Raw genomic sequence first — 16,950 nt, 5'->3', positions numbered from 1 at the left:
TAATCGTCTTGTATCAGGGCATCTCATGAAGCAAATCACCTTTACGCCGCGTAATCATCAGCTTACCAATATCAACACCTGGACATCGGACAGCCAGTGGCTGGTCTTTGATGTGCGCCCTTCCGGCGCTTCCTTTACCGGTGAAACAATTGAGCGCGTCAATATCCATACTGGCGAGCTGGAGGTGATTTACCGGGCTACTCAGGGATCGCACGTTGGCGTGGTGACCGTTCATCCAAAGTTGGAAAAATATGTCTTCATTCACGGGCCTGAAAATCCTGATGAAACATGGCATTACGACTTCCATCATCGTCGTGGGGTGATTGTTACGCAGGCTGGGGTGGAGAATCTGGATGCAATGGATATTACTGCGCCCTATACGCCAGGTGCGCTGCGCGGCGGGAGTCATGTGCATGTCTTTAGCCCGAACGGTGAGTTTGTCAGTTTCACCTATAACGACCATGTACTGCATGAGCGCTCTCCGGCGCTCGATTTACGCAACGTCGGTGTGGCTGCACCGTATGGTCCGGTGAAGGTCTCCGCGCAGCATCCGCGTGAATACAGTGGCAGCCATTGGTGCGTGCTGGTGAGCCAGACGACACCAACGCCAAAACCGGGTTGCGATGAGATTAACCGCGCCTATGAAGAGGGCTGGGTTGGAGAAAACAGGCTGGCGTTTATCGGTGATACGCTATCAGCCACTGGCGAGAAAGTACCAGAGCTGTTTATTGTTGATTTGCCACAGGATGAAAGCGGCTGGAAACAGCCGGGGGACGCGCCTCTGGAGGGGACTGACATGACCATGCCTGCGCCACCATCTGGTATCCGCCAACGCCGTCTGACGTTTACCCATGAGCGCGCCTTCCCGGGGCTGGTGAATCAGCCTCGCCACTGGGTACGCAGTAATCCAAAGGCAACTGAGATTGCGTTTTTAATGCGTGATGACAACGGTATTGTGCAGCTATGGCTGATTTCCCCACAGGGTGGATCGCTGCGTCAGCTTACCCAGTGCGCTACGAATATTCAGTCAGCCTTTAACTGGCACCCATCGGGGAAATGGCTGGGATTTGTACTGGAGAACAGAATTGCCTGTTGTGATGTTCAAACGGGCGAGATTGATTTTTTAACGGAACGTCATGATAACCCGCCGTCGGCCGATGCGATCGTCTTCTCCCCTGATGGTCGACAGGTTGCGTGGATGGAAGACGTCGAGGGTTTCCGCCAGCTGTGGGTGACTGAAACCGGGCGTTAATTTATGGAGCAGACATTTCTGCCGGGGGAATAACGGCGTTCGTGGCCTGGGTTCTCTCCTCGCTCTTTTCTACGCGGGATCTCACCGAGTTATCTTTGCGAAAGAGATCCCAAGGTAGCAATACCGTATCGAGCACCGCGGTAAAAGGCATATCCAGAATCGCCAGCGACTTGGTTCCCCAGTTTGTATCACTTTCGCTAATCATTGTGGCACTGGCTCGCGTGCCAGGATACGTCCCTTCTTTACCACCTGTATGCGACATGATGCTGGAACAACCGCTTACAAACGCCATCCCACTACACATCGTCAGTGTTACCAACATTTTTTTAATCATCATTTATTCATCTGTATTTATCGTGTTTGCATGGTGAGTTAAAGCGATCCGTTGCGAAAATAACATCACCATTTCGTCGCACTGTGGCGGCCATCGCGATTTAACGAGAACAACTGCTCCCCCCAGTGTATGCAATAGACAACAAACTGCAAAAAAAGTCAGATGAATACGCTTGAAAAGTTTGTATTAAGACCCATTTTTAGAGTGTAGACAAATGAAGGGCATGCCTGATGGGTGTCCTGGCTACCTGACCTGTCCATGATGGAAGGTCAATTATTCTCGCTGATTTCAGGAGCTATTGATTATGCGTAACTTTGATTTATCCCCGCTGTACCGTTCTGCTATTGGTTTTGACCGTCTGTTTAACCTGCTGGAAAACAATCAGGGCCAGAGCAATGGCGGCTACCCTCCGTACAACGTTGAGCTGGTAGACGAAAACCATTACCGCATTGCAATTGCTGTTGCCGGTTTTGCTGAAAGCGAACTGGAAATTACTGCCCAGGACAATCTGCTGGTGGTAAAAGGCGCCCATGCGGACGATCAAAAAGAACGTACTTACCTGTATCAGGGTATTGCCGAGCGCAACTTTGAACGCAAGTTCCAGTTAGCGGAGAACATTCATGTTCGCGGCGCAAACCTGGTAAATGGTCTGCTGTATATCGATCTTGAGCGCGTGATTCCTGAAGCGAACAAACCGCGCCGCATCGAAATCAACTAATTCTGTAGGCCGCTTCAGGCGGCCTTGCTAAGTCATCGGCTTGCCGTCAGGGAGCCGAAAGGTACCTACTCGCTTCTTAGAAGGAGATTATTATGCGTAACTACGATTTATCCCCACTGCTGCGTCAATGGATCGGTTTTGACAAACTGGCCAATGCCTTGCAAAACAACGGTGAAAGCCAGAGCTTCCCGCCTTATAACATCGAAAAGAGCGATGATAACCACTACCGCATTACCCTTGCGTTAGCCGGTTTCCGCCAGGAAGATCTGGATATTCAACTGGAAGGCACGCGCCTGACCGTGAAAGGTACGCCGCAGCAGCCGGAAAAAGAGACCAAATGGTTGCATCAGGGGCTGGTCACTCAGCCGTTCAGCCTGAGCTTTACGCTGGCTGAAAATATGGAGGTCTCCGGCGCAAGCTTCACTAACGGCTTGCTGCATATTGATTTGACCCGGAATGAACCTGAAACCATTGCTCCACAACGTATCGCCATCAGCGAACGTCCTGCATTAGATAGTTAAATAGCTCCATGCCTTTGCCCCGCCAGAAATGACGGGGCTTTTTTGTGCTTTACCACCCATACATTGCGACTGTACTCTGCGAGAATCCATTTACTTAATGATGTTATTCACAGGGAACAGGATATGAGTGATATAGCATTGACGGTCAGCGTTCTGGCATTAGTGGCAGTTGTCGGGTTATGGATCGGCAACATAAAAATACGTGGCGTGGGTTTTGGCATTGGAGGTGTGCTGTTCGGCGGTATTATCGTCGGGCATTTTGTCGATCAGGCAGGGATGACCCTGAGCGGCGACATGCTGCATTTTATTCAGGAATTTGGCCTGATTCTTTTCGTCTACACCATTGGTATTCAGGTGGGGCCGGGCTTTTTTGCTTCTCTGCGCGTTTCGGGCCTGCGGCTGAATCTGTTTGCTGTGCTGATTGTCCTCATGGGTGGCCTGGTCACCGCGATCCTGCATAAGATTTTTGCCATTCCTCTCCCTGTGGTGCTGGGAATATTCTCTGGAGCGGTCACCAATACCCCGGCGTTAGGTGCGGGGCAGCAAATTCTGCGCGATTTAGGTACGCCTGGCGATGTGGTTGATCAGATGGGGATGAGCTATGCCATGGCTTATCCTTTCGGCATCTGCGGAATTTTACTGACCATGTGGCTGATGCGCCTTATTTTCCGCGTTAACGTCGATGCTGAAGCCCAGCAGCATGAATCCACGCTGACCAACGGGCACGCACTGATTCAGACGATGAACATCCGCGTGGAAAACCCAAACATCAACAATATGGCGATTCAGGATGTCCCGATTCTGAACAGCGACAAAATCATCTGCTCGCGTCTGAAACGTGACGAGACATTGATGGTGCCGTCGCCAGGGACGGTTATCCAGATGGGCGACCTGCTACACCTGGTCGGACAGCCTGCTGACCTGCATAACGCGCAGGTGGTGATTGGGCAGGAGGTAGACACATCGCTGTCTACGCGAGGTACCGATTTACGCGTCGAACGCGTGGTGGTGACTAACGAGCAGGTGCTGGGTAAACGTATCCGCGACCTGCACTTTAAAGAACGTTACGACGTGGTGATTTCCCGCCTGAACCGTGCGGGTGTTGAGCTGGTAGCCAGCAGTGACGCCAGCCTGCAATTCGGGGATATCCTCAATCTGGTGGGGCGTCCCGCGTCCATTGATGCCGTTGCCAATGTTGTGGGTAACGCGCAGCAAAAACTGCAGCAGGTGCAGATGCTGCCGGTATTTATCGGTATCGGGCTGGGTGTTCTACTGGGTTCAATCCCGCTGTTCATCCCAGGGTTCCCGGTGGCGTTGAAACTGGGGTTGGCCGGCGGGCCGCTGATTATGGCCCTGATCCTGGGGCGTATTGGTAGCATCGGTAAGCTGTACTGGTTTATGCCTCCCAGCGCTAACCTGGCGTTGCGAGAGTTGGGTATCGTGCTGTTTCTTGCGGTGGTGGGTCTGAAGTCAGGCGGTGATTTTGTCGATACCCTAACACAGGGCGATGGCCTGAGCTGGGTGGGTTACGGTATTTTCATTACCGCGATTCCGCTCATTACCGTGGGCTTGCTGGCGCGAATCTTTGCCAAAATGAACTATCTGACGCTGTGCGGCATGTTGGCTGGCTCAATGACCGATCCCCCGGCTCTGGCGTTTGCTAATAACCTGCATGCCACCAGCGGGGCAGCAGCGCTCTCCTACGCTACCGTTTATCCGCTGGTCATGTTCTTGAGGATTATCACCCCGCAACTGTTGGCGGTGCTCTTCTGGGGATTAGGTTAAAACTGACTTATCCGGCCTGCATCTCCTGTAGGCCGGATAAAACGCAACTCTCCATCCGGCATTACAAACACCCTCTCTCTTTCCCATTGTCTCATCACCCGACTCGCCCACTCGTTTGAGAATCAGGTTCATACTCCTTAACTGTTCCGGTATAACGACCAGACAACAATATTTAAGGAGCTGTCATGAAGATTTCTCGCCTTGGAGAAGCACCGGATTATCGCTTCTCGCTGGCAAATGAACGTACCTTTCTGGCGTGGATCCGCACCGCGCTCGGATTTCTGGCGGCGGGGGTTGGCCTTGATCAACTGGCCCCGGATTTTGCCACGCCGGTCATCCGTGAGGCGCTTGCCTTGTTGCTGTGTCTGTTTGCCGGCGGTCTGGCGATCTACGGCTACCTGCGCTGGCTACGTAACGAAAAGGCGATGCGACTGAAAGAGGACTTGCCCTACACCCACAGCCTGCTGATTATCAGCGTCATGCTGACTATTGTGGCGGTGATTGTCATGACGCTGGTGCTGTATGCCGGATAGCCGCAAATCGCGACGCATCGCTGACCCGGGGTTACAACCGGAGCGGACTTCACTGGCCTGGTTTCGCACGTTGTTGGGCTATGGCGCGTTAATGGCGCTGGCGATTAAGCACAACTGGCACCAGGCGGGAGCGTTGTTCTGGATATCGGTAGTTGTGCTGGCGATAGTGGCGATTATCCTCTGGCGCTACACCCGCAGCCGTAATCTGATGGATGTGAGTCATAGCGATTTTTCTGAATCTCGCGCGGTGCGTGACAAATTTATGATCTCCCTCGCGGTGTTATCCCTCGCAATGCTGTTTGCTGTAACGCATGTTCGCCAACTTATCGTATTTATCGGGAATTTTGCATGACAGGATGTGAGAACATGGATGTTAGTGATGATGTTTTAAACGTGGTGATTGACCATCAGAAGTGTTTACAACCGGTTGAAGTGTACCGTGGTTTGCAACAAGGAAATGTTCGCCTGGTACAGTTTATTCCGCTGGTTAAGCACGATGGTTCAGGTCATCTGACAGACGAATCGGTTACGTCTGAGGCGTGGGGCCGATTTTTAATTACGATATTTGATATCTGGGTACGTGAAGATATTAATCAGATATCTATACAGCTTTTCGATAAAACGCTTCGCCAGTGGTGTGGTCTGACGGCACAGATTGAACGACAGACCATGTCATCAATGAATACGCGTTGCCAGACATGCTCATTGTTTCAATATTACCACGGTGATTGTCCTGCGTACTGCGAGGAAAATGGAAAGGGCGTGCTGTGTGCAGGCTATCAGGCTTTCTTCAGCCACACCGCACCGCATATGCGCGTGATGCGTGACCTGCTTAAGCAGCATCGCTCACCGATGGAGCTGATGGCGATGCTGCGTTAAGCTCAGCTGTATTTAACGTCCTTTGGCCAGATACTGCGCCATTTCATCTTCCGGGACCATTCCACCGCCGGTCGCCCACACCAGATGAGTGGCGTTATTGAGCTGATCCGCGCTGAAGCCGTGCATGTGCTGATAGTCAGCAGAGGCGCAAACGTGTTGCGGACCGGCCATCCCTGCCAGCGCTGACGGTTCGAGGCGAATACCTTCTTCCTGCGCCAGCCAGCCCAGCATGTCGTACATCGTCTGATCGTCCAGGGTGTACAGACCGTCGAGCAGACGTTCCATTGCCCGGCCAACAAAGCCAGACGCACGGCCGACAGCCAGCCCATCAGCCGCCGTCAGGTTGTCGATGCCAATATCCTGCACGGAAATCGTATCGTGCAGCCCGGTATAAATCCCCAGCAGCATGCACGGTGAATGGGTTGGTTCTGCGAAGAAGCAGTGCACGTTATCGCCAAACGCCAGCTTCAGGCCAAACGCCACGCCGCCAGGGCCACCGCCGACGCCGCATGGCAGGTAAACAAACAGTGGATGGTCTGCATCCACCACGCGTCCCTGCTGGGCAAACTGCGCCTTTAAGCGCTGTCCGGCCACCGCATAGCCTAAAAACAGCGTGCGGGAATTTTCATCATCGATAAAGAAGCAGTTTGGATCGGACTCCGCCGCCTTACGGCCTTGTTCAACCGCCACGCCGTAATCTTCTTCATACTCCACGACCGTTACACCGTGGCTGCGCAGTTTGGCTTTTTTCCATGCGCGGGCGTCGGCCGACATATGCACCGTCACCTTAAAGCCGATACGGGCGCTCATTATACCAATCGACATGCCGAGATTACCGGTGGAGCCTACCGCGATGCTGTACTGGCTAAAGAACTGTTTGAATTCGGGCGAAAGCAGAACGCTGTAATCGTCTTGTGTGGTCAGCAGACCGGCTTCCAGCGCCAGTTTTTCCGCGTGGGTCAGTACTTCATAAATGCCACCACGGGCTTTAATCGAGCCAGAAATTGGCAGGTGACTGTCTTTCTTCAGCAGAATTTCGCCATTGATGCGCTGCCCGTACTCTTTCTCCAGCCGCTTTTGCATGGCCGGAATCGCGGCCAGCTCAGATTCAATAATGCCGCCGGTGGCCGCGGTTTCCGGGAATGCCTTTGCCAGGTACGGCGCAAAGCGCGTCAGACGGGCGTGAGCATCCTGAACATCGTGTTCAGTCAGGCCAACATACGGTAAACCTTCCGCAAGAGAGGTGGTGCCAGGGTTAAACCAGGTTGTCTCCTTGAGAGCAACCAGATCTTCCACTAAAGGATACTGGGCGATAAGTGTTTGAATGTTTTCCATAGTCAGTCTCTTTGCGCTTATATAATAAAGGAAAGCAGGAATGTGCAAGCCAATGCAATCACGGACGCGATAAATGTCGCGGTCGTATAGTATTTAAACGTTTCATTCAGGGTGGCACCGCAGTATTGCTTCACCAGCCAGAAGAGGGAATCGGTAACGATCGTGCAGCCAATAGCGCCGGAACCGATAGCAATGGCGATGATCTCCGGGCTGACGTTGGGATAGAGCGGCAGCATCGGTGCAACGATTGCCGTGGCGCCCATCATTGCCACCGTGGCGGAACCCACCGCGGCATGCAGGATTAACGCCACCAGCCACGCCAGCAGAATCGGGTGCATATGCATGTTCGAGAGGATCAGTGCAAGAGTATCCGCCAGCCCACTGCTCTTGAGGATAGCGTTGAATGCGCCGCCTGCGCCGATAATCAGCAGAATGTTAGCGATGGAGCCAAAACCGTTTTCAGTGTGAGTCAGCAACGTACCCATACCGATGTGCTGACGCAGGCCGAGAATGTAATAGGCAACGAAAACGGCAATAAACATCGCGGTGATCGGGTTACCAATAAACTCCAGCAGCGTATATACCGTGCTGCCTTTCGCCATGTTCAGCTCAGCGACGGTTTTTACCAGCATCAGGCCAATCGGTAGCAGAACGGTAAACAGGGTAGCACCCAGCGACGGTAGTGTACTTTCGTCACGCACTTTAAGGTCAGAAAACTCAGCCGGAACCGGTTTAAACGGCAGACGGTTACCCAGGAATTTCAGGTACAGAGGACCGCCTATCAGCGAGGCCATCAAGCCGACCAGTAAGCCGTAGACAATCACGGTGCCAATGTCTGCGCCCAGCTTGTTCGCCACGAACAGGGCAGCCGGATGCGGTGGTACCACGCAGTGCACCGCCATCAGCGCCGTACACAGCGGAATCGCCAGCTTCAGTAATGAAGTATTGGTTTTCTTGGCAATTGAAAAGGCCAGTGGAATCAACAGCACCACGCCGACTTCAACAAACAGCGTGATCCCGCAAATCAGCCCAACCAGAACCATAATGACGTCGGCGGATAACCAGCGGCAGCGCTGTAGCGTCAGGCCAATGCGTTCGGCTGCGCCGGACACTTCCATCATTTTGCCCAGAATGGTCCCTAGGCCGATAACCGCGGCGAGGAAGCCCAGCGTACCGCCGATGCCACTCTCAATGGCATTGACCATATCCAACGGTCCCATGCCCATCATCGTACCCACGAAGAAGCTGGCTAACAGCAGCGCCAGAAACGGGTGGAATTTGAACTTCACGATGGTCAAAACGATTAACACGATGCTTATCAGCAGCGTGCTCACAACCCAGATTTGAGAGTGCATAACTCACCTTGCCCTGTGATTAATATAGGGTTATTGGACAAAAATAAGGCATGGTCTGACAAACGATATAAATCCCCATTCACATGAGCCAGATTGCATCAAGTGCGTGATTTATGTCTAATTGCGCTTTGTTTATGCGATATGGTTCAATCTGATTCACCTTTGAGCTGATTTTTGCAGCGAACTTTTTTACACTCCAGCGCATGAATCAGAAGGAAAGGAGGTGAGAATGGATCCCCTACGCGAAGTCAGAAACCGGCTGCTCAACGGCTGGCAGTTGTCAAAGCTGTATACTTTTGAAGTGGCGGCCCGGCATCAGTCGTTTGCGCTGGCGGCAGACGAGCTGTCATTGAGCCCCAGTGCCGTCAGCCATCGCATAAATCAGCTTGAAGATGAGCTTGGTATCCAATTATTTGTTCGTTCTCATCGCAAAGTGGAACTCACTCATGAGGGTAAGCGGGTATTTTGGGCTCTGAAGTCGTCGCTGGACACGCTTAACCAGGAGATTCTTGATATTAAGAATCAGGAGCTCTCGGGGACGCTCACCGTCTACTCACGGCCTTCTATCGCCCAGTGCTGGCTGGTTCCGGCGCTCGGCGACTTTACCCGTCGCTACCCGTCAATTTCGCTAACCATGTTGACCGGGAACGACAACGTCAATCTACAGCGTGCGGGTATCGATCTCGCCATCTATTTTGACGATGCACCCTCCGCGCAACTCACGCATCACTTCCTGATGGATGAAGAGATCCTGCCGGTGTGCAGCCCGGACTACGCCCGCCGCCATGACCTTACCGGTTCGCTGGTGAATTTGCCGCACTGTACGTTGCTGCACGACAGACAGGCGTGGAGTAACGATTCCGGGACCGATGAATGGCACAGTTGGGCGCAGCATTTTGCGGCGAATTTGCCGACATCGTCGGGGATTGGTTTTGATCGTTCTGATTTAGCAGTAATTGCGGCAATGAACCATATCGGCGTGGCGATGGGACGAAAACGGCTGGTGCAAAAACGCCTCGACAGCGGAGAATTGATTGCGCCTTTTGGCGATATGGCACTGAAATGTCATCAGCATTACTACATCACCACGCTGCCCGGCAGGCAGTGGCCGAAAATCGAGGCGTTTATTGGCTGGCTGCAGGAGCAGGTTAAATAAGCGGGTCGCGAATATTTTTTACGCTTTCGCTCTACACGGAAAGGGAAAAAGCGTGCTAAATACGTGATATCACTCCTGATGATTTGCGTAAGGACGACCGTGTTAAAGCCGATTGTTTCCCTTTTACTGTTGGCCAGCGCCACCGTGTGTGCCGCGCAACCTGCGTTGACGGCGGCGCAGTATGTGCAGCAGCTTGGGGTTGGGATGGACGTAGATTGGGCGCGTACCGATCGGGGCATCCGTGAATTCGATCCGCTGGTGGTGAGGGATTATAAGGCGAAAGGGTTGACTCACGTGCGTATTCGCGTGGCGGGTGAGCCTACGGAGGCGCGGCTCATTCATCTGCGCAAGCTGGTGGAAGCCTGCGAGCAGTATGGCGTGATCCCGATAATCGCCTATCAGGCTGACGAGTATAAAAAAGACCCCAGTGCCAGTAACGAAAAAGAGGTGGTTAACTGGTGGGTGGCGGTGGCGCATTACTTTGGCCAAAGCTCGCCGTTGCTGGGTTTCGACCTGATTTATGAACCTGCCGATAAGCTCAACCATAATCAGGCGTCGCTCAATAGGGTGTATGACAAAACCATCCGTACCATCCATGCCATCGATCCACAGCGAATGATATTTATCGCGCCGAAACTGCATGCCGCTCCTGAAGATTTGCCCAACCTAAAGTTGCCGCCGCAAAGTCAGAATACCGTGCTGGCCCAATGGCATATTTTCCCGTGGGGGCCGCTGAAAAATAACGGTAAATACCCGTGGACCTCAGGGACAGCGGCAGAAAAGGCCGCCATTCGCGCCCGTATCAATACTGCCATTCACTGGCAGCAGAAAACCGGTCATGTTAGTTGGGTAGGAGGCTGGTCGCCGGGAGAAACCATCAGGAATGCGCCTTCTGCCTCGCAAATGGCGTTTGCCCGCTTTATGGCTTGCGAGCTGAAGAAAGCGAAAATTCCCTATGCTATCAATGCGGATACGCAGTTCTATGATGGTGAGGAAGGGGCATGGAGACCGGCGCTGGAGCCGTTGTTGAATACCATGATTGCCCCTGAGTGTGAAAAGCCCGGCGAGAAGCCGGGCCATCATACGCTTAAACCGCCTGTCCCTGATGCGACACGCGTGAAGCCAGCGGAAGCCAGCAAACAAAAATCAACAGCCCCATAAGGGTCATCAGCAGGCCCAGACTGGCTTGCCCGGTCTGCGGCAGCATGGCAGAGAACCACGCCAGCACGCCGGAACCAATGTTCTGTAATCCACCAACCAGCGCACCAGCAGTACCGGCCAGGAACGGGAAAGGCTCCATTGCGCCGCTGGTTGCCAGCGGAAACAGCATCCCGGCGCCGAAGAAAAACAGTGCGGCGGGAACCAGCAGCGTCCAGACGTTCATCACGTCGAACAGACCAGGGATCCACATCATCAAACCGGCGACCAGACAGCAGATAACTGACTGCCACATTAGCGTCGAGAAACGCTTATTCGGGCGACCGGCGAACCAGGCACCAAAAAACGCCGCCGGAATGGGCAGAATAAACAGGATACTGACCACCATGCTGCTTAAGCCGAGACGCGCGCCTAACAACACCCCGGAACAGGCTTCGAAGACCGCAACGCCCGCCAGGCCGCCGATCAGCATCAGCACGTAACAGGTGAAAGAGCTGTTGCCAAACAGCGTTTTGTAGCTGGCGATAAGCCGTGGACGCGGCGCACCTGCGGGGCGCGTTTCCGGCATCCAGCGCGCCATGCTAAACGTGACGCCTGCACACAGCACCAGCAGGAAGATGTAACAGGCGCGCCAGTTCCACAGGGTATCCAGCATACCGCCAATCAATGGTGCCAGCAGTGGGCTAACCAGAATCCCCATGTTTAACAGGCTGTTCGCATGGCGTAACTGCGTGCCTTCATACAAATCGCGCGGTAACGTTCTCGCCATCACGCCGCCGACGCCTGTTCCCATCCCCTGTATTGCGCTGGCGATAATCAATACCGTCAGGCTGTGGGTGGTTATGGCGACCAGCGTAGCCAGCATAAAAATGGACATCCCGGCGAGGATCACCGGGCGGCGGCCAACGCGATCGGAAAGTGGGCCGTAAATCAGTTGTGACAGGCCGTAGGTCAACAGATAGGCGGCCATCACGCTTTGCACCGCCCCTTCGCGAACGTTCAGTTCACGCGCCATATCAGCAATCGCGGGGATATAAATGGTTTGCGCCATCTGACCTACCGCCACAAGTAATACCAACATCAACAACAAATTGACGCTTCTATGCCTTTTCATTTCGCTGATTACTTTTCAAAAAGTGAAAAAATAAGAATAAGGTGCTGCACTTTCCCGTAAATGCGCGTGGAATCTACCACAACAGAAAAAGAAGGCCAGATAGTGGGCTGGAATGTTTAAATGATGAACGGCAGGAAATGTAAACAAAAAGCGGCAACAAATGTTGCCGGATTGCATCGGGTTTACAGAGGTCATGATAAGCGTAGCAAAACTGCGCCTATGGCAATGCCTCCAGCCGCAACAAGACGTATTCCGGCAACCTTCTCTTTCAGTAGCAGCCACGCGAGCAGCGCGCCAAACAGGATGGAAGTTTCACGCAGCGCAGCGACTACCGCCAACGGAGCCTGAGTCATGGCCCACAGCGCCAGACCGTAAGAACCCATTGTGCCAATCCCGCCAAGAATACCTTTCTTCCACTGCTGTACCAGATAGCGCGACGCTTCCCGGCGTCGGGCAATCATCGCCCAGCCCAGCAGGCAGGAGCCGTTCAGAAAGAAGGTCCACAGCGTATAACCCAGCGCAGTTTCTGATAAACGTACGCCGGTGCCATCAACCAGCGTATATCCGGCGATAAAGCAGGCGTTAATGAGCGCCAGCACGATCCCGCGTTGCGAGCTGCTGCGTCCGTTAAACGCCATGCCGAGGATCGCCAGACAGATCGTGGCAATCCCCACCCAGGCTAGCACAGAGAGGCTATCGCCAAGAAACAGGACGCTGATAATTGCGACCAGCAGCGGCGCTGTGCCGCGCATTAACGGATAGGTCTGGCTCATATCCGAAACCTGATAGGTTTTGGCGACCAGGACGGTATATACAATTTGCAACGCAGTTGAGACGGCTAAAAAAGGCAGGCTGGCGGCGGAAGGTTGCGGCGCAAAGGGTAAGCAAATCAATGCCATAATTGCGGCAGAACCGCTGACACCGATCGCTGAGTACAGTTTATCGTTTCCAGCTTTAACAATGGCATTCCAGCTGGCATGCAGCAGCGCGGCGAACAGCAAAATGCAGAAAACAGAAAGCGTCATGGTGGAATTCTTCCCTGAGAATGTCATAAAAACGTAACATATTGGCGCGACACAAGCACCAGGGAGAAGGTGAAAGGGGAGCGGAGTGTTACCCGCCCCCCTTAGGTGCGACTTGAATCCGAATTACTTAACGTATTTCAGAACGGCATCAAGTAGTTGCAGTGCTGCAACAATGAGTTTGAGGATAAGAATAGCGATATCCACGAGGCTCATACGCTCTCCTTTTGGTACAAGGAGCACGGTGCTGACGTACCTCGCCGCTGCCTGTTGCCAGCACCTTTGTTGACATAACACAGTGTGCTCACACGGGGGTTAAGGCGCTGACGGCACCACCCGTTTCAGCCAGGACTTTGATGCGCCGGTTTACGATGCGGCCCCCGCATAACACATTGCGTACCGAGACATTATAGATAAACACTGTATAAATTAACAGTATTTTATGGACGTTACGCTATTCATGTTCCATACTCAAAACCATCAAAATTCGTGCCGAAATTGCGTGTTCTTCGCAGAACGCGTATACTTTTTTCGTTGACATAACACAGTGTGTTCGGCGGCTACCAACCGCACAGCACTGAAAAAAACCTCGCTCCGGCGGGGTTTTTTGTTTTTCAGCAATGCACAACGAAATGTGATCGTTGACGCATTTTTATGCAGATGAAAATTTTTCCATTGTCACGCTGAAAAACCTGTGTTTGTATAAATCCAGTTAATCAACAAACAGACAGGTCCCTAATGAACCCTTCCATGCTGACTGCGACCCTACTAAAAACTGCGCCATCTCGCGCAGCGGTCGTCGTGCGTGTGGTGGTGGTCGTCGGCAATGCGCCGTAGGGTCCGAATCAACACACGATTCCAAAACCCCGCCGGCGCAAACCGGGCGGGGTTTTTCGTTTCAGAGACCTGCCCGGAGCAAAGGCCCAGAATAAAAGGACTGGAGCATGGCAAGTTCGGGCATAACATCCAAGCGTACGCGTTTTACGGGCGCAGAATTCATCGTTCATTTCCTGGAACGCCAGGGAATTCAGGTTGTTACTGGTATTCCCGGCGGATCGATTCTTCCCGTCTATGACGCCTTAAGTCAAAGCACGCAAATCCGTCATATCCTGGCGCGCCACGAGCAAGGAGCAGGGTTTATCGCGCAGGGAATGGCGAGAACCGATGGCAAACCCGCCGTCTGTATGGCCTGCAGCGGACCGGGCGCAACCAATCTGGTGACCGCCATTGCCGATGCGCGTCTGGATTCCATCCCACTGGTGTGTATCACCGGGCAGGTTCCGGCTTCAATGATCGGCACCGACGCCTTCCAGGAAGTCGACACCTACGGCATCTCTATCCCCATCACTAAGCACAACTATCTGGTCCGCCATATCAGTGAATTACCGCAGGTCATGAGCGATGCGTTCCGCATTGCGCAGTCCGGACGTCCAGGCCCGGTGTGGATAGACATTCCTAAGGATATTCAAACCGCCGTTTTTGATATTGAAGAGATGCCGGAGCCTGCGCAGAAAATGGCGGCACCAGCGTTCAGCCAGGACAGCATTCGCGATGCCGCAGCCATGATTAACGCCGCACAGCGTCCGGTGCTGTACCTCGGCGGCGGCGTGATTAACGCACCTGAGCGCGTACGTGAACTGGCGGAAAAAGCGATGCTGCCCACCACTATGACCTTAATGGCGCTCGGTATGTTGCCGAAAGCGCATCCGCTGTCGTTAGGCATGCTGGGCATGCACGGCGCGCGTAGCACTAACTTTATTCTGCAAGAAGCGGATTTATTGATTGTTCTGGGCGCACGTTTTGATGACCGGGCGATTGGTAAAACGGAGCAGTTCTGCCCGAACGCCAAAATCATTCACGTGGATATCGACCGCGCGGAGCTGGGTAAAATCAAACAACCGCACGTGGCGATTCAGGCGGATGTCAATGAGGTTCTGGCACAATTGATCCCATTAATTGACGCGCAGCCGCGAGAGTCGTGGCATCAGACGGTGGCCGATTTACAACGTGAATTCCCTTGCACTATTCCGCAGGAAAGCGACCCGCTCAGCCACTATGGATTGATCAACGCCGTGGCTGCCTGCGTAGACGATAGCGCCATTATCACCACCGACGTAGGCCAGCATCAGATGTGGGCGGCACAGGCTTATCCGCTGAACCGTCCGCGTCAGTGGCTGACCTCCGGCGGTCTGGGGACCATGGGCTTTGGCCTGCCAGCGGCGATTGGTGCAGCGCTGGCCAACCCAGACAAAAAAGTGCTGTGCTTCTCCGGCGACGGCAGCCTGATGATGAATATTCAGGAAATGGCGACAGCCAGCGAAAATCAGCTGGATATTAAAATCATCCTGATGAATAACGAAGCGTTGGGTCTTGTATATCAGCAGCAGAGTCTGTTCTATAAGCAGGGTGTTTTTGCCGCGACCTATCCGGGGATGATTAACTTTATGCAGATAGCCGCCGGGTTTGGTCTCGAAACCTGCGATCTGAATAACGAAGCGGACCCACAGGCAGCGTTGCAGGAGATTATTAATCGCCCTGGGCCTGCGCTGATCCACGTGCGCATCGATGCCGAACAAAAAGTGTACCCGATGGTGCCGCCGGGTGCGGCAAACACAGAAATGGTGGGGGAATAAGCCATGCAACAGCAGACACATGACAACGTAATCCTGGAACTCACCGTACGCAACCATCCGGGCGTAATGACTCACGTTTGCGGGCTGTTCGCCCGCCGCGCGTTCAACGTAGAAGGCATTCTCTGTCTACCGATTCAGGACAGCGATAAGAGCCGCATCTGGCTACTGGTCAACGACGATCAACGTCTTGAGCAGATGATAAGCCAGATCGACAAGCTGGAAGATGTGGTGAAAGTGGCCCGCAACCAGTCCGATCCGTCGATGTTTAACAAAATTACCGTGTTCTTTGAGTGAGTTAGTCGCCGTCTGAATCCGGGGTGATCACTTTTACAGAGCCGTTCCGGCAGTGGGTTGCGTAATCTGCCGGTAACGGACGGTCGCTTATCAGTACGTCAAAGGTGGAGAGTGGACCAATGCTGGCGGGGGCGACCTCATCGAACAGGGCGTGGCGCGTCAGCAGAATTTTGCGTAATCCACGTTCCATCGCTTTGCGTTTTGTGGCCAGATCGTCCGGATTGAACCAGCTAACGCCGAAATGCTCATGGACTCCGCTGGCGGAGATAAAGACTTTCCGTGGGTTGAGTGCATCCAGCGGGGAGGGATTGCTGGTGTCGTAAAAGGCGTCACTTTTCGCCCGGTAGGTCCCCCCGCAAAGAATCGCTGTGGCGTTGGGCTTTTCATTTAGCGCTACGAACACCCGGTGCGAGTAGCAAATCCCGGTAAAGGAAATATCGTCCGGGATCATGCTGACCACCAACGGCATTTCCGCACCATTATCAAAAAAGACCAGATCATTTTCACTCACCAGTCCCGCAGCCAGAATGGCAACCGGTAAATCGTCGCGGTGATACTGTTTTTGCGCGGGGAGTGGCGCGTTAACGATGGTGGCAGGTTTGTTCACCATCACAATGTAACCACCAAGCAGCGTGAGTGGTAACGGTTCGTCATCCTGACTGAGATCCCGACGAATAGTCATCACGGAAACTTCCAGCATTCGTGCCGCCTCTTTCAGATGGATTCGGTCGGTCTTCTTCAACAATTCCATCAGACGTCGAATACGTTCTTTTTGCTTAGTTTCCATGTGCTTCTCCACGAATCATGTTCCCATGTTCCTTCAGTAACATTTTTGTGTTTCTGAGAACATGACATTGCCGC

Annotated in this window: 19 protein-coding genes and 1 other annotated feature; of the genes, 12 read left to right on the top strand and 7 right to left on the bottom strand. The window is 53.3% G+C overall.

From position 1 onward, the window contains the following. The first annotated feature begins 25 nt into the window (after positions 1-25). Positions 26-1,252, top strand: coding sequence for a DUF3748 domain-containing protein (locus ACHHZ7_RS13095; RefSeq protein WP_060682996.1), 1,227 nt, complete (start codon positions 26-28; stop codon positions 1,250-1,252). A 1-nt stretch (position 1,253) separates the two neighbouring features. Here the strand turns inward: ACHHZ7_RS13095 and ACHHZ7_RS13090 are convergent, their stop codons facing one another. After that, a complete protein-coding gene (locus tag ACHHZ7_RS13090) occupies positions 1,254-1,586 on the bottom strand; it encodes a YceK/YidQ family lipoprotein (protein WP_003023879.1) in 333 nt (110 codons plus the stop codon). A 238-nt stretch (positions 1,587-1,824) separates the two neighbouring features. Then, positions 1,825-1,897 (top strand) — a sequence feature (ROSE (Repression Of Heat Shock gene Expression) occurs in the 5'-region of heat shock genes and acts as an RNA thermometer to modulate expression.). Between ACHHZ7_RS13090 and ibpA the strand changes: the two genes are divergently transcribed. From ibpA to ACHHZ7_RS13060, 6 genes are all read left to right on the top strand, one after another. Next, positions 1,891-2,304, top strand: coding sequence for a small heat shock chaperone IbpA (gene ibpA, locus ACHHZ7_RS13085; RefSeq protein WP_003023882.1), 414 nt, complete (start codon positions 1,891-1,893; stop codon positions 2,302-2,304). It overlaps the preceding feature by 7 nt. 92 nt (positions 2,305-2,396) lie before the next feature. Then, positions 2,397-2,825 (top strand): small heat shock chaperone IbpB, encoded by a 429-nt coding sequence (ibpB, locus tag ACHHZ7_RS13080; protein WP_060682995.1) that lies wholly within the window; start codon positions 2,397-2,399, stop codon positions 2,823-2,825. 123 nt (positions 2,826-2,948) lie between these two features. Then, positions 2,949-4,610, top strand: a complete 1,662-nt coding sequence (locus ACHHZ7_RS13075; RefSeq protein WP_060682994.1) for a putative transporter — start codon at positions 2,949-2,951, stop codon at positions 4,608-4,610. A gap of 185 nt (positions 4,611-4,795) precedes the next feature. Then, a complete protein-coding gene (locus tag ACHHZ7_RS13070; protein WP_003023888.1) occupies positions 4,796-5,143 on the top strand; it encodes a YidH family protein in 348 nt (115 codons plus the stop codon). Then, positions 5,133-5,495 carry a DUF202 domain-containing protein gene (locus tag ACHHZ7_RS13065; RefSeq protein WP_032945444.1) on the top strand — a complete coding sequence of 121 codons (363 nt, stop codon included), beginning with the start codon at positions 5,133-5,135 and terminating at the stop codon, positions 5,493-5,495. Before ACHHZ7_RS13070 ends, ACHHZ7_RS13065 begins: the two co-directional genes overlap by 11 nt. 14 nt (positions 5,496-5,509) lie before the next feature. After that, entirely contained in the window at positions 5,510-6,022 is a 513-nt protein-coding gene (locus ACHHZ7_RS13060) for a radical SAM protein (RefSeq protein ID WP_003827104.1), read from the top strand. Between the two features lie 12 nt (positions 6,023-6,034). On the opposite strand, the gene dsdA is transcribed toward ACHHZ7_RS13060, so the two are convergent. Beyond that, on the bottom strand, positions 6,035-7,357 hold the full coding sequence (gene dsdA / locus ACHHZ7_RS13055) for a D-serine ammonia-lyase (RefSeq protein WP_003827105.1): 1,323 nt from the start codon (positions 7,355-7,357) through the stop codon (positions 6,035-6,037). A gap of 17 nt (positions 7,358-7,374) precedes the next feature. Continuing rightward, a complete protein-coding gene (gene dsdX / locus ACHHZ7_RS13050; RefSeq protein WP_003827107.1) occupies positions 7,375-8,712 on the bottom strand; it encodes a D-serine transporter DsdX in 1,338 nt (445 codons plus the stop codon). 229 nt (positions 8,713-8,941) lie between these two features. Here dsdX and dsdC point away from each other — a divergent pair, with 229 nt between their 5' ends. Continuing rightward, the gene (gene dsdC, locus ACHHZ7_RS13045) at positions 8,942-9,868 is read left to right on the top strand and encodes a DNA-binding transcriptional regulator DsdC (RefSeq protein WP_003827110.1); all 927 of its coding nucleotides are present in this window, start codon (positions 8,942-8,944) and stop codon (positions 9,866-9,868) included. Between the two features lie 78 nt (positions 9,869-9,946). Next, positions 9,947-11,029, top strand: coding sequence for a cellulase family glycosylhydrolase (locus tag ACHHZ7_RS13040; protein ID WP_060682993.1), 1,083 nt, complete (start codon positions 9,947-9,949; stop codon positions 11,027-11,029). On the opposite strand, the gene emrD is transcribed toward ACHHZ7_RS13040, so the two are convergent. From emrD to tisB, 3 genes are all read right to left on the bottom strand, one after another. After that, on the bottom strand, positions 10,956-12,140 hold the full coding sequence (emrD, locus tag ACHHZ7_RS13035) for a multidrug efflux MFS transporter EmrD (protein ID WP_032934162.1): 1,185 nt from the start codon (positions 12,138-12,140) through the stop codon (positions 10,956-10,958). The genes ACHHZ7_RS13040 and emrD overlap by 74 nt on opposite strands. Positions 12,141-12,331: 191 nt before the next feature. Next, a complete protein-coding gene (locus tag ACHHZ7_RS13030; protein WP_020996046.1) occupies positions 12,332-13,165 on the bottom strand; it encodes a DMT family transporter in 834 nt (277 codons plus the stop codon). 123 nt (positions 13,166-13,288) lie between these two features. Then, positions 13,289-13,378, bottom strand: a complete 90-nt coding sequence (gene tisB / locus ACHHZ7_RS13025; protein WP_003023909.1) for a type I toxin-antitoxin system toxin TisB — start codon at positions 13,376-13,378, stop codon at positions 13,289-13,291. Between the two features lie 522 nt (positions 13,379-13,900). On the opposite strand from tisB, the gene ivbL reads away from it, so the two are divergent. From ivbL to ilvN, 3 genes are all read left to right on the top strand, one after another. Then, a complete protein-coding gene (gene ivbL, locus ACHHZ7_RS13020) occupies positions 13,901-13,999 on the top strand; it encodes an ilvB operon leader peptide IvbL (protein WP_003827118.1) in 99 nt (32 codons plus the stop codon). A 107-nt stretch (positions 14,000-14,106) separates the two neighbouring features. Continuing rightward, positions 14,107-15,795, top strand: coding sequence for an acetolactate synthase large subunit (gene ilvB, locus ACHHZ7_RS13015; protein WP_060682992.1), 1,689 nt, complete (start codon positions 14,107-14,109; stop codon positions 15,793-15,795). A gap of 3 nt (positions 15,796-15,798) precedes the next feature. Then, a complete protein-coding gene (gene ilvN, locus ACHHZ7_RS13010) occupies positions 15,799-16,089 on the top strand; it encodes an acetolactate synthase small subunit (protein WP_003023914.1) in 291 nt (96 codons plus the stop codon). Position 16,090: 1 nt separating this feature from the next. Here the strand turns inward: ilvN and ACHHZ7_RS13005 are convergent, their stop codons facing one another. Then, entirely contained in the window at positions 16,091-16,876 is a 786-nt protein-coding gene (locus ACHHZ7_RS13005) for a DeoR family transcriptional regulator (protein ID WP_060682991.1), read from the bottom strand. Positions 16,877-16,950 lie beyond the last annotated feature (74 nt).

Source organism: Citrobacter freundii complex sp. 2024EL-00216, assembly GCF_043945515.1.
GTDB classification, from domain to species: domain Bacteria; phylum Pseudomonadota; class Gammaproteobacteria; order Enterobacterales; family Enterobacteriaceae; genus Citrobacter; species Citrobacter portucalensis.
The sequence above is the reverse complement of the archived record's forward strand: the minus strand, read 5'-3'. Positions and strand labels throughout refer to the sequence as shown.

Excerpts from the sequence above, each read along its gene's own strand:
- dsdA (WP_003827105.1), bottom strand. The coding sequence starts at position 7,357 with ATGGAAAACATTCAAACACTTATCGCCCAGTATCCTTTAGTGGAAGAT.
- ACHHZ7_RS13090 (WP_003023879.1), bottom strand. The coding sequence starts at position 1,586 with ATGATTAAAAAAATGTTGGTAACACTGACGATGTGTAGTGGGATGGCG.
- ibpA (WP_003023882.1), top strand. The coding sequence starts at position 1,891 with ATGCGTAACTTTGATTTATCCCCGCTGTACCGTTCTGCTATTGGTTTT.
- tisB (WP_003023909.1), bottom strand. The coding sequence starts at position 13,378 with ATGAGCCTCGTGGATATCGCTATTCTTATCCTCAAACTCATTGTTGCA.
- dsdC (WP_003827110.1), top strand. The coding sequence starts at position 8,942 with ATGGATCCCCTACGCGAAGTCAGAAACCGGCTGCTCAACGGCTGGCAG.
- ilvB (WP_060682992.1), top strand. The coding sequence starts at position 14,107 with ATGGCAAGTTCGGGCATAACATCCAAGCGTACGCGTTTTACGGGCGCA.
- ACHHZ7_RS13095 (WP_060682996.1), top strand. The coding sequence starts at position 26 with ATGAAGCAAATCACCTTTACGCCGCGTAATCATCAGCTTACCAATATC.
- ACHHZ7_RS13060 (WP_003827104.1), top strand. The coding sequence starts at position 5,510 with ATGGATGTTAGTGATGATGTTTTAAACGTGGTGATTGACCATCAGAAG.
- dsdX (WP_003827107.1), bottom strand. The coding sequence starts at position 8,712 with ATGCACTCTCAAATCTGGGTTGTGAGCACGCTGCTGATAAGCATCGTG.
- ilvN (WP_003023914.1), top strand. The coding sequence starts at position 15,799 with ATGCAACAGCAGACACATGACAACGTAATCCTGGAACTCACCGTACGC.
- emrD (WP_032934162.1), bottom strand. The coding sequence starts at position 12,140 with ATGAAAAGGCATAGAAGCGTCAATTTGTTGTTGATGTTGGTATTACTT.
- ACHHZ7_RS13005 (WP_060682991.1), bottom strand. The coding sequence starts at position 16,876 with ATGGAAACTAAGCAAAAAGAACGTATTCGACGTCTGATGGAATTGTTG.
- ACHHZ7_RS13065 (WP_032945444.1), top strand. The coding sequence starts at position 5,133 with ATGCCGGATAGCCGCAAATCGCGACGCATCGCTGACCCGGGGTTACAA.
- ibpB (WP_060682995.1), top strand. The coding sequence starts at position 2,397 with ATGCGTAACTACGATTTATCCCCACTGCTGCGTCAATGGATCGGTTTT.
- ACHHZ7_RS13075 (WP_060682994.1), top strand. The coding sequence starts at position 2,949 with ATGAGTGATATAGCATTGACGGTCAGCGTTCTGGCATTAGTGGCAGTT.
- ivbL (WP_003827118.1), top strand. The coding sequence starts at position 13,901 with ATGAACCCTTCCATGCTGACTGCGACCCTACTAAAAACTGCGCCATCT.
- ACHHZ7_RS13040 (WP_060682993.1), top strand. The coding sequence starts at position 9,947 with ATGATTTGCGTAAGGACGACCGTGTTAAAGCCGATTGTTTCCCTTTTA.
- ACHHZ7_RS13030 (WP_020996046.1), bottom strand. The coding sequence starts at position 13,165 with ATGACGCTTTCTGTTTTCTGCATTTTGCTGTTCGCCGCGCTGCTGCAT.
- ACHHZ7_RS13070 (WP_003023888.1), top strand. The coding sequence starts at position 4,796 with ATGAAGATTTCTCGCCTTGGAGAAGCACCGGATTATCGCTTCTCGCTG.